This is a genomic window from Paractinoplanes tereljensis (genome assembly GCF_016862435.1).
In the GTDB taxonomy this organism is placed as follows: Bacteria; Actinomycetota; Actinomycetes; order Mycobacteriales; family Micromonosporaceae; genus Actinoplanes; species Actinoplanes tereljensis.
Genome location: NZ_BOMY01000002.1, coordinates 588,418 through 611,224, shown reverse-complemented (window position 1 = coordinate 611,224; position 22,807 = coordinate 588,418). Strand labels below are relative to the sequence as shown.

Below are 22,807 nucleotides of genomic sequence, written 5' to 3'. Positions count from 1 at the left end.
CAGCGAGCTGGTCATAGGGGGCGGCCTTGACCGAGCACAGTGCTTCGTCTACTCCCTACCACCCGGTCATCGGCATCGACCTCGGCACGTCCTCGTGCACGACGTCGGTCTGGGACGGCGCGAAGCTGATCGTCATCCCGGGCCCGGACGGCTCACCCACGATGCCGGCGGTGGTCGGGCAAAATGCGGCCGGCCGGATCGTGGTCGGCCGGCCCTCGATGAGCGACGCGCTGCCGCAGATCGACGGGATCAAGCGCGACCTGGGCACCGACGAGCGGCTCCGGCTGCGCGGCCGGCACTACCGTCCGCCGGAGATCTGCGCCTTCCTGCTGATCGAGCTGAAACGGCAGGCGGAGGCGTTCCTCGGCGGCTCGGTGCACGACGCGGTGATCACCGTTTCCGGCTCGGCCGGCGAGCCGCAGCGCCGCGCGATCCGGGAGGCGGCCGGGCTGGCCCAGCTCAACCTGCGCCGGCTGCTCGACGACCCGGTGGCGGCCGCGATGGCGCTCGGGGCCGACGACCGCGAGTGGACCTACGCGATCTACGACCTGGGTGGAGGCACCTTCGACACGGCGATCGTGCGGGTCGGGCCGGAGGGGGTGGCCGTGCTGGGTGCGGCCGGTGACCCGCAGCTGGGCGGCGACGACTTCGACGAGCACATCGTCGGGTACGTGTTACGTCAGATCCGCGAACGCCACCACGTCGACCTGAGCCGGGACGAGGACGTTCGCCGGCGGATCCGGCGGGAGGCCGAGCTGCGCAAGCGTGAGCTCTCCACCACCGAGACCACGGTCCTCGAGCTGCCGCTGCTCACCGCCACGGTCAGCGCGACCGTGCCGCTGTCCCGGCGAGCCTTCGAGGCGATGATCGAGGCGGACGTGACCAAGACGCTGGGTTACCTGACGGCCGCCCTGGCCGCCGCCGAGTTGGAGCACCGGATCGTCCGGCGGGGCGTCGACCAGGTGCTGCTGGCCGGTGGCTCGACCCGGATCCCGTCGATCCGGGAGCGGCTCACCGATTACTTCGGCCTCGGCCCGGACGGCATCCGGGCCGACATCGACCCGGCCGAGCTGAACGCGCGGGGGGCCGGACTGATCGCCCGGGAGTACGAGCCGGCATTGACCTTCGAGGGCTCCCGTCCCGGCCTGCTCGGCGCCAACCTGCGCCTGCGTGCCGAGATGGCCGACCCGAACCCGGCCGCGGCCCTGGGCGAGCCGGACCCGCCCGATCTGCTGCCCGGCGTGCCGGCCGAGACCCCGGCCGACTTCCGCCCGGTCACCGTGGCCACCCGCGACCTGCTGGCCACCGCCCGGGACGGCGGGCGCGCCTCGTTGCGGGCCGCCTACCTGGCGTTCGTGGGTGCGATCCAGGCGGCGGCGCCGGACCGCCGGTTGACCGAGTTGGGCGAGGCCTTGTCGGCCGCGTACGACAGCGCTCAGTTACCGTGAAGCATGTTGATCAGCCTGGGGTTGCCGGTGTCCGGGGCGTGGGCGACGCCCGTGGCGCTGGGTCGGTTCGGGAAGTTGGCCGAGGAGCTCGGCTATCACGGGCTGTGGTCGTTTCAGCGGCTCCTCGTCGGTGTTGACCAGGAGTTGGCGCCGGTCTACCGCAGCGTGCTCGATCCGATGGTGGCGCTGAGTTACACGGCCGCGCTCACGTCGCGTATCCGGCTGGGCGTCGCGGTGATCAACCTGCCGTACGTGTCGCCGGCCTACCTCGCGAAGCAGGCGGCCACCCTGGACGTGCTCTCCGGCGGCCGGCACGACCTGGGCCTGGGCACCGGATGGTCGGAGCCGGAGTTCGTGGCGACCGGTTCGGATCCGAACCCGCGGGGCCGGCGCACCGAGGAGTACCTGGCCGCGCTGCGGACCCTCTGGAACGACCCGGTGGCCTCCTTCGACGGCGAGTTCTACACCGTTCCGCCGAGCCGGTCGGCGCCCGCGCCGGTGCAGGCGGGCGGGCCGCCGGTGCTGCTGGGTGGCACCGCCGACGCGGCGCTGCGCCGGGCCGGCCGGATCGCGGCCGGCTGGGTGAGCAGCAGCCGGGCCCGGCTCGAGGACGTCGCGCGGGGCGCGCAGGTGGTGCGCCGGGCCGCCGAGGAATCCGGGCGGGACCCCGACGAAGTGCGCATCGTGGTGCGGGGCTGGGTGAAGGCCGGCGAACGGGACGATGCGCTGCCGCTGTCCGGGGACGCCGAGCAGATCCGGGCCGGCGCCGAGTTGTACGCCCAGGCCGGCGTGACCGAGCTGTTCTACGACCTGAACTGGGATCCGGAGCTGGGCGGCCCGGACGCGGACCCGGAGGCGGCCCTGGAGCGGGCCGAAGCGATCATCACCGATCTGGCGCCGACCGACTTCGCAACGTGAGGGATGACGCCCGTCTAAGTCCGGGGAATGGCGTGAAATGGCGTCCGATTCGTAATCAGAATGGCTCGCGAAACCTTTCGGCCGACTCCGTTCGGTAGCCGAGCCCAGCGCAGAACCGTGCCCGGAAGGGCCGTTGGGCCGTCGATCCGGGGACTTTCGGGCCGATCCGCCGCAGATCTTCCGTGTGGGAGCGCTCACCGCCGCAGGATCCCTGGTTGGCACCCTGCCAAGATCGACATGTCGGTGAAACCCTGACGAAACAGCGGCTGTTGCGGGTCGAAGCGTGACTTCGATAACTTTGCGCAACCGTACGATTGCCCTTTGGGTTGTGATATCCGGCAAATTGGACTCGCACGGTCGCCCAAACGAGTGATTTGTCCGATCAAATGGCTGTTCGTGCCCCAGCGGGGCTGCGCTTGGGATGACCTGGATGGTATGGCGCTTTCAGCTGGCTGTTATTCATTCGATGCGTCAACTCATTTCCTGCGGACGTTTTCCGGGCTACCTTCCCAACCGCAGCATCCGAATACCTCTCGCGCACGGCGCATGTGAGGGTGTGTCGTTCGATGGAGGTGATTGAAGCGTGGAACCACTGATCGAAGAGGCCGCGCTGGAGCCGAAGGGCGCGTCGATCGACGCGATGACGGCTCCGACAGGTCAACCGAAGAAGGTCGTAACTCGGCACAAGTCGCCGACCCAGATCGCCCTCGCGCGTTTGCGCAAGGACCGGCTCGCCATGGTCTGCCTGGGCATCTTCGTCTTCTTCATCCTGATCGCGGTGTTCGCCCCGCTTCTCGCGAAGCTCGAGGGCCAGGACACGACGACGCTGCACCAGGACCTGATCGACGAGTACGGTTTTCCGACCATCTCGTTCACCAGTGAGCACTGGTTCGGCATCGAGCCGCGACTCGGCCGCGACCTGTTCGCCCGCTTCGTCTACGGAGCCCGGCCGTCGCTGATCGTGGCCATCACGGTCACCGCGATCACCGGCGTGGTCGGCGTGGTCATGGGCCTGCTGGCCGGCTTCCTCGGCGGCTGGATCGACCGGGTCATCTCCTGGGTCGTCGACTTCGTCCTGAGCCTGCCCTACCTGCTCTTCGCGATCGCGGCCCCGGCCGTGATCCTCAGCGTGATGGGCGACAACCCGACCGAGGCGGACGTCAGCCAGGTCACCAGGTCGCGGTTCCTCGCGCTGATCCTGGTCCTCTCCTTCTTCGGCTGGGCCAGCCTGGCCCGGCTCATCCGCGGCGAGGTGCTGTCGCTGCGGGAGCGCGAGTTCATCGCCGCCGCCAAGGTGCTGGGTGTGCCCACGCACAAGGTGCTGTTCAAGGAACTGCTGCCGAACCTGGTGGCGCCGATCATTATCTCCACCTCGCTGGCACTGCCGACCTACATCGTCGCCGAGGCGGGTCTGACCTTCCTTGGCGTGGGTCTGGTCGAGCCGACCCCGTCGTGGGGGCTCACGATCAGCAACGCCACGACGTATTACCGGGCCGACCCGCTTTACCTGTGGCTGCCCGTGTTGGCGATCAGCATCCTGGTGCTGGCGCTGAGCCTGCTCGGTGACTCGATCCGAGATGCTTTCGATCCCCGCACACGACGGTGACCCCGTCGACGCATTGTTAAGGAAGAGGAGAAATGGCAAGGCGCTTCAAGGTGGCCGTGGCGGCGACTGCCGCCGTGGCGATAGGACTGTCGGGCTGTGGCAGCCCGTCGTCCAAGAACGACACAGGCAAGGGCGACACCGGCAAGATCTCGGCCCAGCAGGCAGCGACCGACCCGAACGCCAAGGGTCCGGCGGCTGAGGTTGCCGGCGCGAAGAAGGGCGGCACGATCACGATCGTCGCCCAGACCACGCCGTCGACGCTGGACCCCACGGACACGTACTACACCGACTCGAACGAGATCGAGAAGCTTACGTTCCGTACCCCCACCCAGTACGACATCCGCGACGGCCAGCCGGTCCTCGTCCCCGACCTGACCGACCTCGGTACGGTCTCGGCGGACAAGCTGACCTGGACGTTCAAGCTGACGGGCACGTTCAAGTACGAGGACGGCACCGACGTCAAGGTCGAGGACCTGGCGTACGCGATCAAGCGGTCCTTCGCTCACGACGTGTACCCGAACGGCCCGGCGTACCAGCTGTCCTACTTCAAGGACGGCGACAAGTACAAGGGCCCGTACACCGACGGTGACACCTACGCCGGCGTGGAGACCCAGGGCACCGACACCCTGATCATCCACCTGGCGAAGCCGTTCGCCGACCTGCCGTTCTACCTGACCTTCCCGGCCTTCACGCCGATCCCGAAGGCCAAGGACACCAAGCAGGACTACAAGAACCACCCGATCTCGACCGGCCCGTACATGTTCGACGAGTACGTTCCGGGCACCTCGCTGACGCTGAAGAAGAACCCGAACTGGGACGCCAACACCGACCCGGTCCGGCACCAGTACGCCGACGCGTGGAACTTCAAGTGGGGCGGCGAGCTCGTCACCCTGCAGCAGAAGGTGCTGAACTCGGCCGGCGAGGACGCCAACTCCCTCGCCTACGACGAGGTCGACGCCTCGCTGATCCCGCAGCTGACCGGCGACAAGGCCAACCAGCTGATCAAGGGTGAGAGCCCCTGCCTCTACGTGTTCAACATCGACACGCGGAAGATCACGGACATCAACATCCGTAAGGCGATCGCCAAGGCGTACCCGTGGGACGCGCTGTCCAAGGCCAACGGCAACAACGACTACACCGCCGAGCCGGCCAGCACCTTCCTTCCCCCGGGCGTTCCGGGTCACACCAAGTACTCCCCGCTGCCGGACCTGACCGGTACCGGTGCTGGTGACCCCGACGGTGCCAAGAAGCTCCTGACCGACGCCGGCAAGGTCGGCTTCGAGCTGAGCTGGTACTACGACAACACCAAGCCGATCCCGCAGCAGATCTCGAACATCCGGGCCGACGCCCTCACCAAGGCCGGCTTCAAGGTCAAGGCGATCGGTGTGGCCACGGCCGACCTGCGCGCCAAGGTCGGCGACTACGACGCTCCGGTCAACACCGGTCAGGGCCCGCGTGGCTGGTGCTCCGACTGGCCGACCGGTTCCTCGTGGCTGCCGGTCATGTTCGAGTCGAAGGCGATCAGCGAGGGTACGTCCTGGGGCTTCCAGCAGGACGCCGCCCTGGACAAGAAGATCGAGGACGTCGCGAACCTGCCGACCGACGAGGCGACCACCAAGTGGGCCGCCCTCGACGAGGAGATCATGGGCAAGTACGTCGCCCTGCCGTGGTACTACACCAAGATGGCCGTGGTGTCCGGCACCAACATCGGTGGCGCCGTCGGCGACGCGACCGTGGGTATGCCGTTCTTCCCGGACCTGTACCTGAAGAGCTGACCTAGGTCAGTTCGGTCGGTGGCCCGGTCGCTCCGGCGGCCGGGCCACCGATCACGCCTACCCGGCGCTCTCCCAGTCACCCATCTCGATCTATCCCTATCTACATGAGGTGCCGCCGTGCTGTTCTACATCCTGCGACGCGTGATCAGTGCGATCTCGGTCGTGATAGTCACGGTGGTGTGCAGTTTCCTGCTGTTCTTCGCCGCGCCGCATGACCCGGCCGGCGTGATCTGCGGCCCGAAGTGCACGCCCGAACGGCTGAAGGACATCACCAACAGCCTCAATCTTGACCAACCCATGGTCGAGCAGATCGGTCTCTACTTCAAAGGCATCGCGGTCGGTCGTGACTACACCGCCGGCGGGGTAACCCGGCACTGCGACGCGCCCTGCCTCGGTTACTCGTACATCCTCGGCGTCCCCGTCACCGATCTGCTGGCGCGCGCCGTCCCCGTCACGCTGTCGATCGTCATCGGCGGCGCGACCATCTACCTGATTTTCGGCGTACTGATCGGCACCATCGCGGCCCGGGTTCGAGGAACGACCCTGGACAAGGCCGCGGTCGGCACGTCGCTGGTGATCGGCTCGGTGCCGTACTTCATCGTCGCCCTGGTCATCGCGCTGTACGCCACGTTCCTGCCGAGATCGCAGTACACCTCGTTCTTCGAGAATCCGATCCAGTGGGCCGGCGGCCTGCTCGCGGCCTGGCTCTGTCTCGGCCTGACCAACTCGGCCCAGTACACCCGGTACTCGCGCGCCTCGATGATCGAGGCTCTCGGGCAGGACTTCACCCGCACCGCCCGGTCGAAGGGCATCTCGGAGCGGCGCGTGGTCTACCGGCACGGCCTGCGGGCCGCGATGACCCCGGTCATCACGATCTTCGGCGTCGACGTCGCCTATCAGCTGGTCAACACGATCTTCACCGAGCGCATCTTCCAGCTGCCCGGCCTCGGCACCCGCATCATCAACGCGTTCAACCAGTACGACCTGCCGGTGCTGATGGGTGGCGTGATCGTCGGCGCCACGGTCCTGGTAGTGATGAACCTGCTGGTAGACATCCTGTACACGGTCCTTGACCCTCGGGTGCGGCTCGGATGACCTCCGACGCGAACACCCCATCTGTCCCGCAAGGCGGCAACATGACCGACCAGACCGTACGGGCACCGCAGACGGTCACCCGTACCCCCCGCGCCCGCGCCGAGGGGGAAGAGGCGTACCTCGAGGTCACCGACCTGCACGTCCAGTTCCCTACGGCGGACGGCAAGGTGCAGGCGGTGCAGGGCCTGAGCTACGCGCTGCCGCTGCGGCGCACGCTGGCGATCGTCGGCGAGTCCGGCTCCGGCAAGAGCGTCTCCAGCATGGCCATCCTCGGCCTGCACGACCGCAAGTCGACCTGGATCTCCGGGTCGATCAAGGTCGGCGGCAAGGAGGTCGTCGGCATGTCCGAGAAGGACCTGATGAGCTACCGCGGCGCCGATGCCGCGATGATCTTCCAGGACCCGCAGTCGTCGCTGCACCCGTTCTTCACGATCGGTGCCCAGATCACCGAGTCCTACCGGGCGCACCACAACGTCTCGAAGCGGGCGGCCAAGGCACGCGCGGTCGACATGCTCGGCCGGGTCGGCATCCCCAACCCGTCGCGGCGCGTGGACCAATATCCGCACGAGTTCTCCGGCGGCATGCGGCAGCGCGCCATGATCGCGATGGCGCTGGTCAACGACCCGAAGCTGCTGATCGCCGACGAGCCGACCACGGCCCTCGACGTGACCGTGCAGGCCCAGATCCTCGACCTCATCGCCGACCTGCAGCGCGACTTCGGCTCGGCGGTCGTCTTCATCACCCACGACCTGGGTGTGGTGGCCGAGATCGCCGACGACATCCTGGTGATGTACGGCGGCAACGCGGTCGAGCACGGCCCGGTCGAGAAGATCCTCGGCAGCCCGCTGCACCCGTACAGCTGGGGCCTGCTGGAAAGCATCCCGGCGGTGTCCGGCACGCCCGGCCCGCTGCACCCGATCCCGGGCTCCCCGCCCAGCCTGCTCGCGATGCCGAGCGGCTGCGCCTTCCACCCGCGCTGCGAATTCCGCGACCGGGTGGGCGGCGACCTGTGCCGGACTCTGAAGCCGGAACTCATCCCGCGGACTGCGGACCAGGGCCGCACCTCCCGGTGCCACCTGAAGGAACCCGACAAGGTGTTCGAGACCGAAGTCCTGCCCCGGCTGCCGTAAGAGGATCTGACGATGACCACCACCGACAAGTCCGGCATCAAACGCGTCGCGGGTGCTCCGCTGCTGGAGCTCAACGACGTGAAGATGCACTTCCGGACGAAGGGCGAAGGCCTCCTGGCCCGTGGCACCAAGTGGGTGCAGGCCGTCGACGGAGTGAGCCTGACCGTGCAGCCCGGCGAGACGCTGGGCCTGGTCGGCGAGTCCGGCTGTGGCAAGTCCACGACGGCCCGGCTGATCACCCGGCTGCTCGAGCCGACGGCCGGCGAGATCAAGTACGAGGGCGTCGACATCGCGCACATGTCCGAGCGCAAGCTCCGGCCGTACCGGCGCGAGATCCAGCTGATCTTCCAGGACCCGTACTCGTCGCTCAACCCGCGGCACACCGTCGGCACGATCGTCGGCACCGCGCTGCGTACGCACGGCATGGTGCCCAAGGGCGGCGAGCTGAAGCGGGTGCAGGAACTGCTCGAGGTCGTCGGCCTCAACCCGGAGCACTACAACCGCTACCCGCACGAGTTCTCCGGCGGTCAGCGGCAGCGCATCGGCATCGCCCGCGCGCTGGCCGCCCGGCCGAAGATCATCGTGGCCGACGAGCCGGTGTCGGCGCTCGACGTGTCCATCCAGGCCCAGGTGATGAACCTGCTGGAGAACCTCCGCAAGGAGTTGGGCATCGCGTTCGTCTTCATCGCCCACGACCTGGGCGTGGTCCGGCACTTCTGTGACCGGGTCGCGGTGATGTACCTGGGCCGGATGGTCGAGGAGGGCCCGCGGGACGCGCTCTACGAGACGCCTCAGCACCCGTACACCCAGGCCCTGCTCTCCGCCGTGCCGGACATCGGCGTGGTCCGGGGGGTTCCGCCGAAGCACCGGATCCGCCTGGTCGGCGACGTGCCCAGCCCGGTCGACCCGCCGTCCGGCTGCCGGTTCCGCACCCGCTGCTGGAAGGCGGAGGAGATCTGTGCCACCTCCGACCCGGCGCTGGAGCGCAAGCCGGTCGGGGACACCGTGGTGGCCTGTCACTTCGCCGAGCCGCCGGTCGAATCGATCGTCGCCGAAGCGGTCTAAGCGATGGTGACGCCGTCCCCGTCGGTCTACCGCACCCGAGCCCACCGCACCCGGCAGCGCGCACTGTTCGCGCTGGGTGCGGTGGGATTGTTGCTGGTCGGGTACGGGATCGGGCGCTGGCAGGACACGCCGTCCGCGGCAGCTCCGGCGGCTGTTGCGTCGTCCGAACAGCCGTCGTCGGCCGCCGCCGCACCCACCACCTCGGCGCCGCCGACCCCGACCGTCTACCAGACGCTGCAGGCCGAGGCGGCCAGCGGCAATCAGGGCATCCAGTCGCAGGACACCGAGGACGAGGGCGGCGGGCAGAACGTCGGCTGGATCGCGGCCGGTGACTACCTGCGCTTCGACAACATCGTGTTCGGCGAGGTGCCGGCGACGAAGCTGGACGTCCGGGTGGCCAGCGACGCGGACAGCGGCCGGATGGACGTGCGGCTGGACTCACCCACCGGGGACCCGGTCGGCACGCTGCGGGTCACCAAGACCGGTGGGTGGCAGAACTGGCGGACCGACGAGGTGACGCTGACCACGCCGATCACCGGCGCCCACACGGTCTACTTCACGTTCGACCGGGAGGACGACGGCGAGTTCCTCAACGTGAACTGGCTGCTGTTCCAGCACTGACCGCGGCCTTTTCCCGGACCGGGATGCGCAGGGTCAGCACGCCGTCCTCGTAGCGGCAGTCGACCCGGTCACAGTCCAGCGCGTCGGCCACCAGCACCTGGCAGTGGTCGGGGGCGGTGAGCCCCTCGGCGCGCCGGGCCCGGACGGTCAGGGTCTGGTCGTCGGCGCTGATGTCGATGCCGGCCGGGTCGACGCCCGGCAGGTCGATGTCGATGTGAAAAGTATCGTCGATCCGGTAGGCGTCGAAACGGGCGCCTGAGCTACGGCCGGCGGTGTCGAGGACGCGCACGTTCGCGGCACGAAGCAACATGGGTGGTTCCTCCAGCGGGATGCAAACTTGAGCCTTGTGAGCTCACGTCTACTCGATCGAGAATCTCGCTGTGGAATTCCCTCATATAAGTGTGGGGCGGGCAACGTGGCCCGCCCCACATCGATTTCCGACGTGTTAATTGACTACTTGAACGCTGCTTACTTAAAGAAGCCAGGCCCGGGGACACCGACGCCGGTTTCGGCGTCGTAACCGCGGGTGCTGTGGATGGTCGTCGTCTGCACGTCGACCGTCTGCAGCAGGAACTGCTTGCCGTCGGCGGCGTCCTCGCCGTTCACGAAGTTCGTCCGGACCTGCAGGACCGGCGTGCGCGGCGCGGTGATGTCGGTGATCGCCGCGGTACCGGCCTTGCGGTAGTAGGCCGGGTTGGCGAAGCCGACCGGGTGGTGCGCCTTCTGGCTCTGCACCGCCTGGAGACCGGCCAGCAGCGGCGACGCCAGGCTGGTGCCACCGATGCGGTACTCGTCGTAGTACGTGCCGTCGGTGAACTCCTGGGTCTGGCCGACGATGAAGCCGGTGTTCGGGTCACCCGGCATCGAGATGTCCGGGACGGTCCGCATCCGGGTCGCACCGAAGTACTTCGAGATCGAGTCCGGCACGACGCCGCGCTGGTAGAACGGCTGGTCGAACAGGATGCTCGTGCCGCCGCCACCACCGGACGAGTACGCCGGGGTGCCCCAGGTCTTGCCGTCCGTGGAGAGCGGCGAGTACGCGGTCTGCCAGCCGTGCTCCCACACCCGGTTGCCGTGCTTGTCGATGCCGACGCTGGTGCCGCCGACGCCCGTCACGTACGGCAGGTCGGCCGGGAAGTCGACCGTCTTCGCCTCGGGCACGGTGCCGCCCTGGGTCTCGTCGCCGGCGTCACCGCTGGAGAAGTCCACGGTGATGCCGGTCAGCGCGGCCTCCAGTGAGAACTGCTGGTAGAAGTCGATGAACTCCTGACCGAGGTCCTCGACCTTGTCGGTGCCGGTGCCCCACGAGTTGGTGACGATGTCGGCCACGTGGTTGTCGATCGTGGCGGCCCACGCCTCGTCGAGGCCGGTCGAGCAGTCGGCCCCGCCCACGTAGACGATCTTGGCGCCCGGGGCCAGCGAGTGCACGGCCTCGATGTCCAGGGTCTCCTCGCCGTACCAGCCGGCGCCGCCGCACTCGTCGACCAGGTCGTAGCCGTCCGGGCCGGGAGTGATCTGGGAGAACTGCTGCCGGCCGAACGCGGGCAGGCCGTGCTTGCGGTTGTAGGTCTTGAGGTCGGCCGCGATCGTCGGCGAGGCGAACGCGTCGGTGACCGCCACGGTCACGCCACGCCCGTCGATGCCGCGCTTGATCAGGTCACGCACGCCGTACGCCGATTGGTATTGCTTCGGCTGGTAACCGCAGACGACGTAGGGCTGCTTCTTGCCGTTGGCGGCCGGCTGGGCCGACGCGGTCTTCTCGCCGTAGTAGGACGAGCAGGGCGTGCCCGCCCGGAAGCCAGTGTCCGGGCCCGGCAGGGTGTCACCCGGGGTCTTGAGCGCCTGGCCCTGGTCGAGGCCGAGCACGCCGGAGACGACGCCGAGCACCGCCGACGGAGTGTTCTCCGGCAGGGACAGTTCGGTGCTGTTCGCGTGCACGGTCTTGCCCTGGTACGAGTAGTTCTTCACCGTCGTACCGAAACTGTTGTTGATCTGTGCGGTGGTGCCGGACGCCTCGACGTACATCCCGCCGAGGGTGTCCCGCAGGGCGAAGCCCTGCCCCTTGAGCCAGGTGCGAACCGAGTCGACATCGGACTGGGCGGGCGCGTACTGAGCCTTGAAGTCGGCCGTCGTCAGCCACTTGCCGTAGCTGGCGCTCGCCGGGTCGGAGATCTTGGCCAAGGTGGCTTCGGCGGCCGCGTTGTCGCGCAGCTTGAGCAGGATGCCGAAGGAGATGGACTCAGCGGCGGCCGGTGCGCTGCCGGTGGCCTTGGCCCGGGCCAGCCAGCGCGGCTGGCTGCCACTGAGGGCGTGCCGTCCGGGGCGGGATGCGGCGGTGGCCGGGCCCGCTCCGAGGACAGAGGCGGCGGCGGTGCCGAGTGCGACAACCATCGCCAGCGTTCTTGACTTCACTGTGCCTCCAAATGGATGAACCTCCCCACATAACGCCGGTCGATGTTCGCCGGTCAATAGTCACGCGAATAAATTCCTGTTGCATAGATAGATATCTTCCCAGCTCAGAGGGCCTTTGCTCGATCGAACATATGTTCTAAGATGCTCTGCGTGAGCATCCTCCACGCCGACCTCGACGCGTTCTACGCGTCGGTCGAGCAGCGCGACGACCCGGGGCTGCGCGGGCGCCCGGTGCTGGTCGGCATGGGCGTGGTGCTCGCCGCGAGCTACGAGGCCAAAGCCTGCGGCGTCCGCACCCCGATGGGCCTGACCCAGGCCCGGGCGCTTTGCCCGCGCGCCGTCGTGGTCCCGCCGCGCATGCGGGCGTACAGCGCGGCCAGCAAAGCCGTGTTCGAGGTCTTCCGCGACACCACCCCGCTCGTCGAAGGCATCTCGATCGACGAGGCCTTCCTCGACGTCACCGGCCTGCGCAAGATCCGGGGTTCGCCGCGGGAGATCGCCGCCCGTCTCCGGGCCGAGGTGCGGGAGCGGGTCGGCCTGCCGATCACGGTCGGCATCGCCGGCACCAAGTTCCTGGCCAAGGTGGCCAGCGCGGTCGGCAAGCCGGACGGTCTGCTCGAGGTGCCGGCCGGCGCCGAGCTCGACTTCCTGCACCCGCTCCCGGTCGAGCGCCTCTGGGGAGTCGGCCCGGTCACCTCGGCCAAGCTGCGCGAACACCGCATCAACACGGTCGGCCACGTGGCCCGGATCGGCGAGGCCGCCCTGGTCACCATGCTCGGCGCGCACGCCGGCCGGCACCTGCACGCGCTGGCCCACAACCACGACCCGCGCCGGGTCCGGGTCGGCCACCGGCGTGGCTCGATCGGTTCGCAGTGCGCGCTGGGCCGCCGCCCCCGCCCGTTCGCCGAGATCGACGCCACCCTGGCCGCCCTGGTCGACCGGGTGACCCGCCGCATGCGCGGCGCCAACCGGGCCGGCCGCACGGTGACGCTGCGCCTGCGCTTCGACGACTTCGGCCGCGCCACCCGCTCCCGCAGCCTGCTCAAGGCCACCATGCAGACCCGAGCGGTGCTGGACACCGCGCGTTCGCTGCTGTCCGAGGCCCGCCCGCTGATCGAGACCCGGGGCCTGACCCTGGTCGGCGTGGCGGTGAGCAACCTGGACACCGACGGCGCCATCCAGCCGTCCCTGTTCGACGAGCTGTCCGACGACGGCCTGGACGTCGCGATGGACGCGGTCCGGGACCGCTTCGGCTCCAACCTGCTGACCCGGGCCGCCACCCTGGGCCGCGACCTCAACCCGTCGGTCCCGATCCTGCCGGATTAGGGCGTGAGCCCGATCGAGGCGCGGAACGAGCCGTCCATCTCGAAGGGGACCGACTCGTGTTCGTGAGTCACCAGCCAGCGGCCGTCGATGCGGCGCAGGCCCAGCGTCACCCGGAACCACAGGGTGAAGCTCTCGGTCGCGCCGCGGGGCACTGCGGTCAGGCAGTCGAGGCTGGTGGCGAACGCCACGTCGCCGTCGGTGGTGATCTCCAGGCGGGTCACCTCGCGGCTCGGCGGTGCCTCGAAGGTGGCGAACCAGGCCGCCAGCGGGGCCGGGTCGCGGCCGTCGCCGGGCTGCTGCAGCGGCGGTGCGAGGGTGTATTCGACGTAACTGGGCGCGTAGTACGACAGGATGGCCTGGATATCGCCTTTCCGCAGCAGCGCGGCCTTGGTCTCGATGACTTCCCGGATCTCGTCCATGACGGGTCCTACCCTTCTCTCTTTCCCGGGATGTCGAAGCCGGGCCGGGCAGTTTCGACATCCGGGGAAAGAGAGAAGGAGAGAAGCCATGAAATACCTGATCCTGATTCAGTCGAACCCGCAGTCGCTCGCGGTCTGGGAGACGCTTTCCGAGCAGCAGCGCGAGGACTTCGGGCGCGGTCACCTGCGGCTCACCCAGGAGATGTCCGAGGCGGGGGTGCATGTGGCCAGCGAGGGGCTGGGCGATCCGGCGCTGGCCACCCAGGTCTCGGTGCGGGACGGGAAGACGATCACCTCCGACGGGCCGTACGCCGAGGTCAAGGAACACCTGGCCGGCTTCTACCTGATCGACGTCGCGGACCTGGACGAGGCGGTCGCCTGGGCCGCGAAGGCGCCGGACGCCGCCTACACCCGGGTCGAGGTGCGGCCGGTCCTCGATATGAGCACATGGGAGCTGTGACCGGGCTGCCGGACCTGTTGCGGGAGTGCGCGCCGCAGGTCCTGGCGGCCGTGGTGCGGCGCTACGGCGACTTCGAGGCCTGCGAGGACGCGGTGCAGGAGGCGCTGATCGCGGCCGCCCGGCAGTGGCCGGCGGACGGCGTCCCGGAGCAACCCCGGAACTGGCTGATCACCGTGGCCGGCCGGCGACGGGTGGAGCTGCTGCGCAACGAGACCGCCCGGCGCAACCGCGAGGAGGCGGTCCGGCACGAGCCCGCGCCGCCGGTGCGGGGCGACGACGAGCTGGCGTTGCTGCTGCTCTGCTGCCATCCCGCGCTGAGCCTGCCGGCCCAGATCACGCTCACCCTGCGGGCGGTCGGCGGACTCACCACCGCGGAGATCGCCCGGGCGCTGTTGTTGCCGGAGAGCACTGTCGGGCAGCGGATCAGCCGGGCCAAGCAGCGGATCCGGGACACCGGCACCCGGTTCGACCTGCCCGCGACCGGCGACCGGCTGACCGCGGTCCGGCACGTGCTCTACCTGATCTTCAACGAGGGCTACACGGCCAGCTCCGGCGACGCGCTGAACCGGGTGGAGCTGACCCGGGAGGCGATCCGGCTCACCCGGCAGCTGCACCGGCGCCTGCCGGACGACGGCGAGGTGGCCGGCCTGCTCGCCCTGATGCTGCTCACCGACGCGCGCCGGCCGGCCCGCACCGGGCCGGACGGCACCCTGATCCCGCTGGCCGAGCAGGACCGGAGCCGCTGGGACGCGGCCGCGATCGCCGAAGGCGTCGCGATCATCACCGACACCCTGGCCCGGGCGCCGATCGGGCCGCTTCAGCTGCAGGCCGCGATCGCGGCGATCCACGACGAGGCGACGCGGGCCGAGGACACCGATTGGCCGCAAATCCAGGCCCTGTACGGGATGCTGCACGCTCTCGACCCGAGCCCGATGGTCACGCTGAACCGGATCGTGGCGGGCGCCATGGTCGAGGGCCCGGAGGCCGGGCTCGCCGCCCTGGAGGAAATCGCCGACGATCCGGTGCTGGCCCGGCACCACCGGACCGTAGCGGTGCGAGCTCATCTGCTGGAGCTGGCCGGCGACCGAGCCGGGGCGCGCGAGCATTACCGCCGGGCCGCGCGGCTCACGCTGAGCCGCCCCGAGCAGCGCTACCTGGAGTCGAAAGCAGCCGAGTGACCGCCGCTAGGCCACGTCCGGTCCAGGAATCTCTGATCGGGCAGGCGGTCGGTGCGCGCGTCGAAATAGTTGAGGGTGGAGAGGGCGAACCAGTTCTCCCCGGAGAGCAGCACCGGGAGCACCGGTTTGCCGCGGTCCTGGGCGCGGGCCCGGATCGGTCACGGAGTGCTCTTGGACCGGGGTCAGGTGACCAGGCGGCCGACGGCCTCGACGACCGCGCGGCGGCGGGACTGGCGGTCGGAGGTGGCCGCCGCCTCGGCGAATTCCGGGTTCATCGTGCCCCAGGCGCTGGCCATGGCTTGGACCAGCGTCAGCAGTTCGACGGGGGAGAAGTCGGTGGTCAGCGCGGCGGTGGCCAGTGCGTCCAGGCGGGTGCGGTTGGCCTCGACCACTGCGGCCAGGGCGTGGCCGGCTGGGCGCTCCAAGCGGTACCACGTGGTCAGGCGCTGGGCGTCGGGGTGGTCGGTGAAGTAGTCGAACATGCGGCCGGCGTAACCGGGGAGGTCGGTGGCGTCGAAGTGGACCGTGTCGAGGATCTGCCGGATGGTTTCGGTGAAGACGGCGTCGAACAGGGCGTCCTTGTTGCCGTAGTAGGCGTAGATGCGCTCCTTGGCGCTGGCCGCCTCGGCGGCCACCCGGTCCATCCGGGCGCCGGCTATGCCGTGGGCGGCGAACTCGGCGGTGGCGGCGGTCAGGATGCGGCGGCGGGATGCTTCGGCGTCGCGAACTCGGGGAGGCATGTGATCAGCCTAACCAACCAACTGGTTGGTTTCCAACCTATGCTGGAGCGGTAACCAACCAACTAGTAGGTAGGTAGAGGGATGGCTCGCACCTGGTTCATCACCGGCAGCTCCCGTGGCTTCGGCCGGGAGCTGGCCGTTGCGGCACTTGCGGCCGGCGACAACGTCGTGGCCACCGCCCGTCGGGTTTCTCACGTTGACGACCTGGTCGCGGCGTATGGGGATCGGGTCCTCGCGCTGCCGCTCGACGTCACCGATTCGCGCGCCGCGGAGGTGGCCGTGGGGCAGGCGGTGGATCGCTTCGGGGCGATCGACGTGGTTGCCAACAACGCCGGATACGGCAATTCCGGCTCGATCGAGGACACCCCGCTCGATGACTTCCGCGCTCAGGTGGAGGCCAACCTCTACGGGGTGGTCAACGTGACCCGGGCTGCGCTGCCGGTGTTCCGCGGCCGGCGCCGCGGTCACTTCCTGCAGTTCTCCTCTATCGGCGGCCGCGTTGGAGGCACCCCGGGGATGGCTGCCTATCAGGCCGCGAAGTTTGCCGTCGAAGGCTTCTCCGAGGTGCTCAACGCCGAGGTCAAGCCGCTGGGCATCAAGGTCACCATCGTCGAGCCCGGGCCGTTCCGCACCGACTGGGGTGGCGCCTCGATGAGCTTCCACCCGGTGAGCCCGGACTATGAGGAGACGGTCGGCAAGACGAACGCGTTCCGCCGGGAGACCGCCGGCACCTGGCCGGGCGACCCGGCTCGGGCCGCCCGCATCCTGGTCGACCTGGTCGGCCACCCCAACCCGCCGCTGCGCCTGCTGCTCGGCGCGACCGCCGTCGACCTGGCCGAACGCTCCTCGGCCGAGCGCGCCGCCGAGGCAGCTGAGTGGTCCGGGATCAGCCGCGCCGCCGATTTCCCGGCGGAAACCGCGGGGTGACGGGGGTAAGCGCAACCACGACGTTGGGGCCGGAGGTGCCCAACGGCCGGGACCAATCGCCTGGCTCGCCTGCGTGCCAGTGGACTCTTCGTAGGCCGTATTTATATGGGTTTAGGCGGAGTCTCGAATGACCAGCGACGGCTGGAAAGTTACCGACCGGGGCAGGCGGCCGGGGGTGGCTATGTGGGCCATCAGGACCTCGGCCATCTCGGCGGCCATCTCCTCCACCGGCTGGCGGACCGTGGTCAGCAAAGGGCGGCAGTCCAGGGCGGCGCTGCTGTCGTCGAAGCCGACCACCGCGATGTCGTCGGGGACTCGGCGGCCCAGGTCCTGGAAGAGGCGCAGGGCGCCCTCGGCCATCAGGTCGTTCGCCACGAACAGGCCGTCTATGTCGGGGAAATCGGTCAGGAGCCGGCGGGCCGCCGCCTCGCCGCCGGCCCGGGTGAAGTCGCCCTCGACCGAGGGCACGGTCGGGAAACCCCGGCCGGCCAGGAACGAGCGGAAGCCGTCCAGACGGTCCAGGCCGGACGGGATGTCGAGCGGGCCGCTGATTGTTGCCAGCGCGCGGCAACCGCGGTTGAGCAGGTGTTCGGCGGCCAGGCGGGCGCCCAGGCGCTGGTCGACGTCGACGTAGCTGACCGCTATCGGGGACGTCGGGCGGGCCGAGACCACCGCGGGAATACCCAGGTCGTGCACCTGCCGGGGGAGGGTGTCCTGCTCGTGGCTGCTGATCAGCAGGACGCCGTCCACGTGGCCCTGGCGCAGGTAGCGGACCACCTGGTGGTGGTCGGTCGAATCGGTGGGGATCACCACCAGGTGGATGTCGTGCGGGCGCAGGGCGCTTGTCGCACCGGCGGTGATCCGGCCGAAGTACGGGTCGGTGAAGATGCGGTTCAGGAAGCTGTGGTTGTCGGGGCGGTCCGGCTCGCTGATCACCAGGGCCACCGAGTTGGATCGGCGAGTGACCAGGCTGCGGGCGGCGACGTTGGGGACGTAGCCGGTGTCGGCGATCGCGCGCTGGACCATCTCGCGGATCTTGGAGTCGACGCTGGGGGCGCCGTTGATCACGCGGGAGACCGTGGCCCGGGAGACGCCGGCTGCCTCGGCCACCTGGTCCATCGTCGGATGCTGGCCACCGCGAGCCGGCCGGGGATTCATGCGGTCTGTTATAGCAGCAGCGCCGTTGAGAGCGCTCTCAGGCGACCGGCGGGTGCCGCCGGAGCCGGCGGCACCCGCCTTCATCTCAGGGCCTTCCGTCCGCGCCGCACTTGACGATGATGCGGATGCAGTCGTTGACCCGGCGGGCCATCTCGTCGACCGGCCAGGCGTTGAAGAAGTCGCCGTGCATCGTGTAACCGGCGCCGGAGGCCAGGCGGAAGTTCGCCGGGCTGCCGTTCACCGGGTATCGCATGACCTGGCGCAGCTTCGGCACGACCACCGGGTGGCTGGCCGGGCAGGCGTTGCCGACCGGGTACGCCATGTGGCTCTTGTGGTCGGTCGAGTCCAGGTTCACCCCGTCCCAGCAGTGCGGGAAGTCCAGGTAGGACTCCAGCATCGAGCCGGCCGGGCAGGTGACGAAGTCGGACGACGGGTTCACCTGGCCCGCACCCAGACACGACCAGCGCGCGATCGTGTTGTCGGCCGGGCCGGTGGCCTTCGCGTTGCCGGCCACGATCCGCAGGCCGAGCGGGAACGGCTGGGTCTGCGCGATCAGCGCGTCACTGACCCCCTCGCCCAGGTAGTAGAAGACGCCGGTGGTCGGCTCGACCGGGACGTTGTTGTTGTAGAAGGTGGGGATCCAGTACGCCGACTTGTCGATCGACGGGTTGCAGTTGCTGTTCGCGTTGAGCAGGTCGGTGACCGTGGTGCTGGCCTTGGTGGTCTCGCTGCCGAAGAAGCTGTGCATGTGCGAGGCGCCGGGCAGGTTGGGGAAGATGATCGGGTCGTCCGGTAGTCGGTGGCTCGCCGGGCAATCGGCCAGGAACTCGGCCACCCGGACGGCTCCTGGGGGAATCGTGGTCCCGCCGGTCCCAAATACTTGGAACTCGTTCAGCGATACACCCCACTGGGTGGCGCGGGCGGTGCTTTCCAACCGGACATATCGCCCCGAGCCGCTGACGGTGAGTGTCTGCCTGCCGCCGGCGCCGGTCGTGGTGCTGTAGACCGTCGTCCAACTGCTTCCGTTGGCCGAGGTTTTCAAGGAGAAGCTCCGGGCGTACGCCGATTCCCAGTCGATGAGCACCGAGGTGATGGTGGCGCTCGCGCCCAGGTCGACCTGCAGCCATTGCGGGTCGCTGAACGCGCTCGACCAGCGTGTCCCGAAATTTCCGTCCACGGCGTTGGATGCCGGGAATGCGGCGCTCTCGGTCGAGCTTGCCGTGGCGGTCTTTCCCTGGGAGATCAGGCCGTCAGCGGCGTTCGCGCTGCTTGGCAATGCGATCAACCCGGCCAGCAAGATTGCCGCGGCGAACAGGGCCCGCCTCACTGGTACACCCGCACGTAGTCGACAAGCATCTGCGACGGGAACGGAGTGGTCGCGTCGACCGCGCCCGGCCAGTCACCGCCGACCGCCAGGTTGAGGATCAGGTAGAACGGGTGGTCGAAGATCCACGCGCCCCGGGTGTTCTCCACCGTCTCCTTCTCGGCGTAGAAGACCTGGGTGTTGTCCAGGAAGTACTTGATGCCCTTCGAGTCCCACTCGGCCGCCCAGGTGTGGAAGTCGTTGGACAGGTCAGCACCGCCGGCCGCCTTGTACGACCCGCCGTAGCCACCGCCGCCGTTGTACATCGGGGCGTGCAGGGTGGAGTAACTGGTGAAGGTGTCCTTGCCGAGGACCTCCATGATGTCGACCTCGCCGTTGTACGGCCACGGGCGCCCGGTCAGGAAGTCCGCACCCATCATCCAGAACGCCGGCCAGAAGCCCTGCCCCTTCGGCACCTTGACCCGGGCTTCGACCCGGCCGTACTGGAAGGTGAACTTGCCGCCGGTGTTCATCCGGTGCGAGGTGTAGTCGCGGCCGCCGACGGTCTCCTTGCGGGCCGTCATCACCAGGTGGCCCTGGCCGTCCAGGGCGGCGTTGTCGCCGTTGGAGTAGTACTGCTGCTCGCCGTTCTGACCGGTGCCCGGGTCCAGCGTCCACTTCGACTGGTCGACCCGGGTGCCCGAGGTGCCGTTGAACTCGTCGGAGAAGACCAGGCGGGTGGCCGGGAAGGTGGGGTCGGCGGGCTTGGCGGGCGGGGTGGCCGGTGCGCCGCCGGTGCCGTAGATGCTGAACTCCCACAGCGAGTAGCCGTAGGCGCTGCTGCGGGCGGTGCCGTACATCCGGACGTAGCGGCCGGTGCCGGTCGCGTTGATGACGTCCTTGAGGCCGTTACCGGTGGTGGTGCTGTAGATCGAGGTCCAGTTCACGTTGTCCGGCGAGACCTGGATCTGGTAAGCCGTGCCGTACGCCGGGTCCCACTGCAGGACGACCTGGCTGATCTGCGCGGTCGCACCGAGGTCGACCGAGATCCAGCCGGGGTCGACCCAGCCGTTGGTGGAACTGGTCGCCCAGCGGCTGGCCGGGTCGTTGTCGAACGCCTTGTCGGGGCTGCAGGGGTTGCAGTTGACGTCGTTCTGCCAGGTGGAGGCCAGCGCCGGCTTGTTGTAGGAGAGCAGCTGAGCGGTGCCGGATGTCGGAGGCGTCGTAGTTCCACCCGCGAAAACTTGGAACTCCCAGAAGGAGTAGCCATAGGCTTCCAGCGCCCGCGCTGTCAGATTTATCCGGACGTAGCGGGCGGTTCCGCTGACCGTGATGCTCTGCTGGCCGCCGGGGCCGGTCGTGGTGGCATAGGCCTGGGTAAACGAGGAGCCGTCCGAGGAGAACTGGATGGTGAAGCCCTTGGCGTACGCCGCCTCCCAGTTGATCGCGATCCGGCTGACCGCGGTCGGCGTGCCCAGATCGACCTGCCACCACTGGGCCGCGCCGTACGCGCTGGCCCACCGGGTGCCGGTGTTGCCGTCCACCGCCTCGGACGCCAGATAGGCGCCGGCGATCTGAGTGGACGATGCCGTGGCCGGCTTGCCCTGCGACACGACGACCTCGGCGGCGTCGGCGCGAGTCATGGTGACCACGAAGTAGGTGGCGAGCAGGCCGAGAACGGCCAGCGCCAGAGCGAAGGGTCGTCTACGGACCAGGATTGGGGATGTCATGGGGTTGACTCCTGGGTCGGGGATTGTGTCGGAGCGGTTTCGCACCGGGGAAAGTGCTGTGAAAGCGCTCTTTTGATTGACACTGTGAACCGCTGCTCCAACCCCTGTCAATGCCTGGTAGCGGCCTCGGGAAGCGCTTCCCAGGTCGCCGCCGGTTCCGGAACCGGCGGCGACCCGGTGGTCAAGAAGCAGGTTGACGGGCCGAGTGTCGGGCCGCTAGCGCGAAAAGAGCCACCGCCGGCAGCAGGAACAGGCCGGCCATCGAGATGCCGGCGCCGATCGAGCGGCGCTGACCGACCACACCGGCCGGTGGGCCGCCGACGATCTGGCCGAGCGCGTCGGCCTGCGCCTGGATGGAGAAGACCGTCGCCCGGGAGTCCGACAAGGTCGCCGAGACCAGCCAGACCGTCATGATCGGGGTGGCGGTGTCCCGCAGCAGCCGGACCACCAGATAGAGCCCGACCGCGAGCCACCACTGCCCGGCCAGCCCGAAGCCGATCATGCCGACCGCGGTGGCCGCCTGCACGGCCGTCATCAGCTCGCCGATCCGGCGCGGATGTCCGGCGTGGAGATGGCGTCCGAGCAGACCGGTCAGACCGATCGATCCCAGTGCCGCGATCATGGCCAACCCGCCGAAGACGAGCTGGTCGGAGACGGCCGTACCGATGAACGGCAGCAGGAACGGCTGGCTCAGCCGATCGAAACCCTCGCTGCTCAGGCCGGCGAAGAACGTGCCGGCCACGATGCCGGCCAGCAGCGTGCTGCGCCTCACCGCGCGGCCGCCGGCCGCAACCTGGCGGCCCATCGACCGCCATGACCCGCGGGTCTCGGTGGGCGACCAGCCGTCCTCTTTCATGAAGACCACGAGGAGTACGCCGAGCAGCAGCGTGAGCACCCCACCAGCCACGATCGGCACGGCCAGCCCGGCGAAGGCGAGCAGCGTGGCGGCGACGATGCCGAGCAGCGACCCGGCCTGACCGAGCTGCCCGCCGCGCACGAACGCCCGGGTGACCGACGCCGGGTCGATCTCGTCGGCGGCCCACGCCTCCTCAGCACCGTCGACGCAGACCGCGCCGATGGTCCAGACGACGTTGGCGACCAGGATCGCGCCGAACGACGGGAACAGACCCCAGACCAGCAGGCCGGCGCCCATCAGCAGATAACCGATGATCACCGAGAGGCGTCGGCTGTAGAGATCGGCGATGACGCCGGTGGGCACCTGGGCGAGGAAGGCCACCGTCTCCATGACGGTGCCGACCAGCACGAGCTGCAGCGGCGACAAGCCGACGACGGTGGCCTGATAGATCAGATTGAGGGTGAAGGCGGTCGTGCCGGCAAACGAGCCGAGACCGCAGATGAGCAGGTAGAGACGATATGACGACATGCGGAAGCATCCCGGGGCCGAAGTGGTCCCGGTGCCATGGGCGCGCCTAGTAGAGGGTCATCAGCCCGGCGGAATGCGCACGACACCGGAAGCGGCAGCGATGTCGCATGGG

20 protein-coding genes are annotated in these 22,807 nt (G+C 69.0%); 12 read left to right on the top strand and 8 right to left on the bottom strand.

What is annotated here, in order from left to right; translation table 11 throughout:
* The first annotated feature begins 26 nt into the window (after window positions 1-26).
* From Ate02nite_RS04055 to Ate02nite_RS04020, 8 genes are all read left to right on the top strand, one after another.
* The gene (locus Ate02nite_RS04055) at window positions 27-1,448 is read left to right on the top strand and encodes an Hsp70 family protein (protein WP_203798833.1); all 1,422 of its coding nucleotides are present in this window, start codon (window positions 27-29) and stop codon (window positions 1,446-1,448) included.
* Between the two features lie 3 nt (window positions 1,449-1,451).
* Entirely contained in the window at window positions 1,452-2,366 is a 915-nt protein-coding gene (locus Ate02nite_RS04050) for a TIGR03619 family F420-dependent LLM class oxidoreductase (RefSeq protein WP_203798831.1), read from the top strand.
* 583 nt (window positions 2,367-2,949) lie between these two features.
* Window positions 2,950-3,972 (top strand): ABC transporter permease, encoded by a 1,023-nt coding sequence (locus tag Ate02nite_RS04045; protein WP_203798829.1) that lies wholly within the window; start codon window positions 2,950-2,952, stop codon window positions 3,970-3,972.
* Between the two features lie 32 nt (window positions 3,973-4,004).
* The gene (locus tag Ate02nite_RS04040) at window positions 4,005-5,747 is read left to right on the top strand and encodes an ABC transporter substrate-binding protein (RefSeq protein ID WP_203798827.1); all 1,743 of its coding nucleotides are present in this window, start codon (window positions 4,005-4,007) and stop codon (window positions 5,745-5,747) included.
* A 117-nt stretch (window positions 5,748-5,864) separates the two neighbouring features.
* Entirely contained in the window at window positions 5,865-6,842 is a 978-nt protein-coding gene (locus tag Ate02nite_RS04035; RefSeq protein ID WP_203798825.1) for an ABC transporter permease, read from the top strand.
* A 41-nt stretch (window positions 6,843-6,883) separates the two neighbouring features.
* Window positions 6,884-7,972 (top strand): ABC transporter ATP-binding protein, encoded by a 1,089-nt coding sequence (locus tag Ate02nite_RS04030; protein WP_203798823.1) that lies wholly within the window; start codon window positions 6,884-6,886, stop codon window positions 7,970-7,972.
* 12 nt (window positions 7,973-7,984) lie between these two features.
* Window positions 7,985-9,037, top strand: coding sequence for an ABC transporter ATP-binding protein (locus tag Ate02nite_RS04025; protein WP_203798821.1), 1,053 nt, complete (start codon window positions 7,985-7,987; stop codon window positions 9,035-9,037).
* 3 nt (window positions 9,038-9,040) lie between these two features.
* The gene (locus Ate02nite_RS04020) at window positions 9,041-9,658 is read left to right on the top strand and encodes a carbohydrate-binding protein (protein ID WP_203798817.1); all 618 of its coding nucleotides are present in this window, start codon (window positions 9,041-9,043) and stop codon (window positions 9,656-9,658) included.
* Here Ate02nite_RS04020 and Ate02nite_RS04015 read toward each other — a convergent pair.
* Window positions 9,627-9,968 carry an Hsp20/alpha crystallin family protein gene (locus Ate02nite_RS04015; protein WP_203798816.1) on the bottom strand — a complete coding sequence of 114 codons (342 nt, stop codon included), beginning with the start codon at window positions 9,966-9,968 and terminating at the stop codon, window positions 9,627-9,629. The genes Ate02nite_RS04020 and Ate02nite_RS04015 overlap by 32 nt on opposite strands.
* 158 nt (window positions 9,969-10,126) lie before the next feature.
* On the bottom strand, window positions 10,127-12,070 hold the full coding sequence (locus tag Ate02nite_RS04010; RefSeq protein ID WP_203798815.1) for a S53 family peptidase: 1,944 nt from the start codon (window positions 12,068-12,070) through the stop codon (window positions 10,127-10,129).
* Window positions 12,071-12,211: 141 nt separating this feature from the next.
* Between Ate02nite_RS04010 and dinB the strand changes: the two genes are divergently transcribed.
* Window positions 12,212-13,396 carry a DNA polymerase IV gene (gene dinB, locus Ate02nite_RS04005; RefSeq protein WP_203798813.1) on the top strand — a complete coding sequence of 395 codons (1,185 nt, stop codon included), beginning with the start codon at window positions 12,212-12,214 and terminating at the stop codon, window positions 13,394-13,396.
* Here the strand turns inward: dinB and Ate02nite_RS04000 are convergent.
* Window positions 13,393-13,815 carry a YybH family protein gene (locus tag Ate02nite_RS04000; RefSeq protein ID WP_203798810.1) on the bottom strand — a complete coding sequence of 141 codons (423 nt, stop codon included), beginning with the start codon at window positions 13,813-13,815 and terminating at the stop codon, window positions 13,393-13,395. The two genes, dinB and Ate02nite_RS04000, sit on opposite strands and share 4 nt — an antisense overlap.
* 88 nt (window positions 13,816-13,903) lie before the next feature.
* On the opposite strand from Ate02nite_RS04000, the gene Ate02nite_RS03995 reads away from it, so the two are divergent.
* A complete protein-coding gene (locus tag Ate02nite_RS03995; protein WP_203798809.1) occupies window positions 13,904-14,275 on the top strand; it encodes a YciI family protein in 372 nt (123 codons plus the stop codon).
* Entirely contained in the window at window positions 14,263-15,453 is a 1,191-nt protein-coding gene (locus tag Ate02nite_RS03990) for an RNA polymerase sigma factor (protein ID WP_203798807.1), read from the top strand. Before Ate02nite_RS03995 ends, Ate02nite_RS03990 begins: the two co-directional genes overlap by 13 nt.
* A 182-nt stretch (window positions 15,454-15,635) precedes the next feature.
* On the opposite strand, the gene Ate02nite_RS03985 is transcribed toward Ate02nite_RS03990, so the two are convergent.
* Window positions 15,636-16,193, bottom strand: a complete 558-nt coding sequence (locus Ate02nite_RS03985) for a TetR/AcrR family transcriptional regulator (RefSeq protein WP_203798806.1) — start codon at window positions 16,191-16,193, stop codon at window positions 15,636-15,638.
* Window positions 16,194-16,274: 81 nt separating this feature from the next.
* Here Ate02nite_RS03985 and Ate02nite_RS03980 point away from each other — a divergent pair, with 81 nt between their 5' ends.
* Entirely contained in the window at window positions 16,275-17,120 is an 846-nt protein-coding gene (locus Ate02nite_RS03980; protein ID WP_203798805.1) for an oxidoreductase, read from the top strand.
* 111 nt (window positions 17,121-17,231) lie between these two features.
* Here the strand turns inward: Ate02nite_RS03980 and Ate02nite_RS03975 are convergent, their stop codons facing one another.
* The 4 genes from Ate02nite_RS03975 to Ate02nite_RS03960 all read right to left on the bottom strand — a co-directional run bounded on the left by Ate02nite_RS03975 (window position 17,232) and on the right by Ate02nite_RS03960 (window position 22,695).
* Window positions 17,232-18,239: a LacI family DNA-binding transcriptional regulator gene (locus Ate02nite_RS03975; RefSeq protein WP_203798795.1), complete on the bottom strand. Its 1,008-nt coding sequence runs from the start codon at window positions 18,237-18,239 to the stop codon at window positions 17,232-17,234.
* Between the two features lie 124 nt (window positions 18,240-18,363).
* A complete protein-coding gene (locus Ate02nite_RS03970) occupies window positions 18,364-19,605 on the bottom strand; it encodes a DUF1996 domain-containing protein (protein WP_203798793.1) in 1,242 nt (413 codons plus the stop codon).
* On the bottom strand, window positions 19,602-21,311 hold the full coding sequence (locus Ate02nite_RS03965; RefSeq protein WP_203798790.1) for a galactose-binding domain-containing protein: 1,710 nt from the start codon (window positions 21,309-21,311) through the stop codon (window positions 19,602-19,604). Before Ate02nite_RS03965 ends, Ate02nite_RS03970 begins: the two co-directional genes overlap by 4 nt.
* 181 nt (window positions 21,312-21,492) lie before the next feature.
* The gene (locus Ate02nite_RS03960) at window positions 21,493-22,695 is read right to left on the bottom strand and encodes an MFS transporter (RefSeq protein WP_203798788.1); all 1,203 of its coding nucleotides are present in this window, start codon (window positions 22,693-22,695) and stop codon (window positions 21,493-21,495) included.
* Window positions 22,696-22,807 lie beyond the last annotated feature (112 nt).